This window comes from Caballeronia sp. M23-90 (genome assembly GCF_053574605.1).
In genome coordinates, this window is sequence record NZ_JBSIPA010000594.1 from 1 (window position 1) to 3,381 (window position 3,381).

3 protein-coding genes are annotated in these 3,381 nt (G+C 60.1%); all 3 read right to left on the reverse strand.

Annotated features, from left to right (window positions below):
• A partial coding sequence (locus ACRXB1_RS33100) for a GntT/GntP/DsdX family permease (RefSeq protein ID WP_449494431.1) occupies nt 1-1,140 on the reverse strand: 1,140 nt, incomplete at its 3' end.
• Nucleotides 1,141-1,206: 66 nt separating this feature from the next.
• Entirely contained in the window at nt 1,207-2,322 is a 1,116-nt protein-coding gene (locus ACRXB1_RS33105) for a porin (RefSeq protein ID WP_062002736.1), read from the reverse strand.
• A 147-nt stretch (nt 2,323-2,469) separates the two neighbouring features.
• On the reverse strand, nt 2,470-3,381 hold a 912-nt coding region (locus ACRXB1_RS33110), incomplete at its 5' end, for an aminotransferase class V-fold PLP-dependent enzyme (protein WP_449494432.1).

The window sequence follows — 3,381 nt, forward strand, 5'->3', positions numbered from 1 at the left end:
TGGCGCAATGATGCCCGCCGCGGTGGCCATGGCGACGGTGGCAGAACCGGTCGCTACGCGAATCAGCGCGGCCACGAGCCATGCAAGGATCAGGAGCGGCACGTGCGCACCGGTCGCGACATCCACGATTGCCTTTGAGGCACCGCTGTCGATCAGGATGCGGCCGAAGCCCGCACCTGCGCCCACTACAAGCGTGATGCTTGCCGTAGGTGCGAGACACTCGTTAGTGAATTTCAGAATCGAGTCGCGATTGAAGCCGCGTGCGGAGCCGAACGTATAAAAGCTCAACAGCACTGCGAGGAGCAGCGCCATGTCGGGATGACCGATCAAACGCAACACGTTGTTCAGTGTCGACTTGGCCGGTGCGATCAAATCCGCCCAACTGCCGATCAGCATCAGCAACACAGGCAACAGCACCGTCAACAGCGTGATGCCGAAGCTGGGCAATTTCTGCGTGGCACGTGCCGCGTCCTGTTCGATGAACTGCTTCGCCATCGGGTTGACGCCTTCCAGCACGACGAACTTCGCGATAAGTTTGGAGAACAACGGACCCGCAATGATGGCCGTGGGAATGCCGACGATCAGCGCGTAGAAAATCGTATGCCCGATGTCCGCGTTATACGCGGTCACTGCAAGCAGCGCGGCGGGGTGCGGCGGAATCAGGCCGTGCACGACTGAAAGACCCGCGACCATCGGAATGCCGACGCGGATCATCGACGTGCCGGTGCGTTGCGCCACGTTGAACGCAATTGGAATCAGCAGCACGAAGCCGACTTCGAAGAACACGGGCAAGCCGACGAGAAACGCGATACACATCATCGCCCAGTGCACATTCTTCGGGCCGAACAAATCGATCAGCGTGCGGGCAATGCGTTCAGCGCCACCGGACTCTGCCATCATCTTGCCGAGCATGGTGCCCAGGCCAACGACAATCGCAATGTGTCCGAGCGTCCCGCCAACGCCGGTCTCGAATGACTTGAGAATCGACGTCATCGGCATCCCGACGGCAAGCGCGAGCGCAACCGACACCACCATCAGCGTAATAAACGGATTGAGCTTGAAACGCGCAATCAGCACGACCAGCGCGATGATCGCGATCAACGCGTAGACAAGTAACAGACTTCCCTGGACAGTCGCCATGGAGGCTCCAAGATATCGATCGGAGGAGGGCCGGGCCAAGCGGAATGCATGGCCCGGCGTGCTGGATTAGAACTTGTGGCGAATGCCTGCGACGGCCACGATCTGGCCGTTGTTGCTCGACGGATTCGTGACGCCTTCAACCCAAGCCTTCGCGCCGGACGAACGCTGGTAGATGCCGTTCAGATAAACATCGGTGGTCTTCGACAGGAAATACTCGCCGCCCAGTGCGAGCTGGTTGTAGTGCGCATTCGCCGCCGTGGCCGAACTGCTGTTCTGGCTCGTATAGATATAGCCGAGCGACAGCAACGTGGCCGGTGTGAACTGATAACGCACGCTTGCTTCGTAGTTCGCGAAGCGCAGGCTGCCGCCCGTCAGCAGGTCGAAGTGCGAGTTCGTATAGAGCAGCGCGACCGTCGCCGGTCCGAATGCATACGCGCCGCCCGCGCCCCACACCTGGTTGCGCGCGACGTTGCTGATGATCGACGAGCTGGTGCTGTAGTAGTTGTCGGACGGCGCCGCACCGGCCGTGTTCGATGCAGGACGATTCACGAGCGAGTAAGCGGCATCGAGACGAACGGGGCCGGCAGCATAGTCGGCGCCTACGCTCCATGCACGGTTGTTCGCGAAGTCGCCGGCGGTGTTCGAGAACGCGTACATGGCATTCGCCGTCAGACCGGCAATCGTGGGCGTGGTGTACTTGACTGCGTTGCTCGTGCGATACGTGTTGTTCAGGTCGTCATTGTCATAGATGGCGTTCCCATACTGGCTCAGCGCGCCGACGCCATTGATCTGCAGGTTCGACAGGTAATCCTGCGCGCTGTTGTACTGGCGCCCAAGTGTGATCGATCCTGCTTTGTTGTTGCTCAGCGCCACCCATGCGCTGCGGCCGAACATGCGTCCGCCCTGACCCGATGCACCGGATTCGAGACTGAAACCATTTTCGAGTTTGAACGACGCCTTGTTGCCGCCGCCCAGGTCTTCAGTGCCCAGCAGACCCCAGCGTGAACCCTGGACGTTGCCTTGCGTCGCCTGATAGGCGCTGCTGCCTTTTTGATTGTTGGTGTAGGTGAAGCCTGCATCCACGATACCGTAGAGCGTCACACCGCTTTGCGCAAAAGCGGCATGCGCGAAGCTTCCGGTCACGGCGACGGCGATCGCCGTGCGAAGAATCTGCTTGTGCATCTGGGTTTCCTCTGGTCGAAAGAAGGCGCCCGCCGATGAATTTTTGTTATCTTCGGAAGGCGTAAGGATTACTAAGCGTGCAAAGTGAAACAACGCCGGAAATCAATCCGGCGCAGCGGTCATACAAAGAAAGCGTGAAAAAAAAGCTCAGTCCGGCCAGTTGCGTCCGGAAAGACGCCGTGCATCGCGTTGATGGAACGGTGTGATCAAAGGTTGCGCTGCGCGTTGTGCGCGCTCGAGCTCTGCAAGCAGGCGTTCAAGAACGATACGTTCCTGTCCAGGATGCAGATTGCACGGATCGATGAAAAAGAAATTCAGCTCGGCTTCATGGTCGCGAACGATCACGGGAATGCTGCCCGCCGGAGGATGCGACAGGGCATCGGCGAGATCCCATGCACTGAGACGCGCGTCGCGTGAATCGATGGAAAGCTTCAGGCGGTCGAGCGGATTGCCGGTCGGATCGGCATCGATTTCAGCGCGGATGCCGGGACGTCCGGCAAGGCCGGTGATCCACAGATCGAGGTAACTGCGCTCGCGTGCGCGCACCGCCGCATGATCGCGATGCTGCCATTGTTCAAGCGCGGCGATCGCGCCCGCGATGCCTTCCTTGCCAACCTTCATGCCGCGGCCTATGCCGCCATTCTGGAAATACGCGGCACGTACCAGCGTTTTCTTGCCTGCCACAATCCCGGCAGTCAAACCGCCGAGGAACTTGTGCGCCGAATACAGCACGAGATCGGCGCCGGCCGCGATGAAGCGCGTGAGGTCGTACTCGGAAGCTGCATCGACAATGACCGGCACGCCCTTCGCATGCGCTTCGGCGATAAACTCTTCGAGCTGGATCAGCCCGAACTGCACGGTGTGGTGCGAGACCACGTAAAGCGCTGCGGTAGTGCGTTCGGTGATGGCCGATGCGAGCTGGTACCCATGCGCTTCGGTGGCAAACTCTTCGAGCTGGATCAGCCCGAACTGCACGGTGTGGTGCGAGACCACGTAAAGCGCTGCGGTAGTGCGTTCGGTGATGGCCGATGCGAGCTGGTACCCATGCGCTTCGGTGGC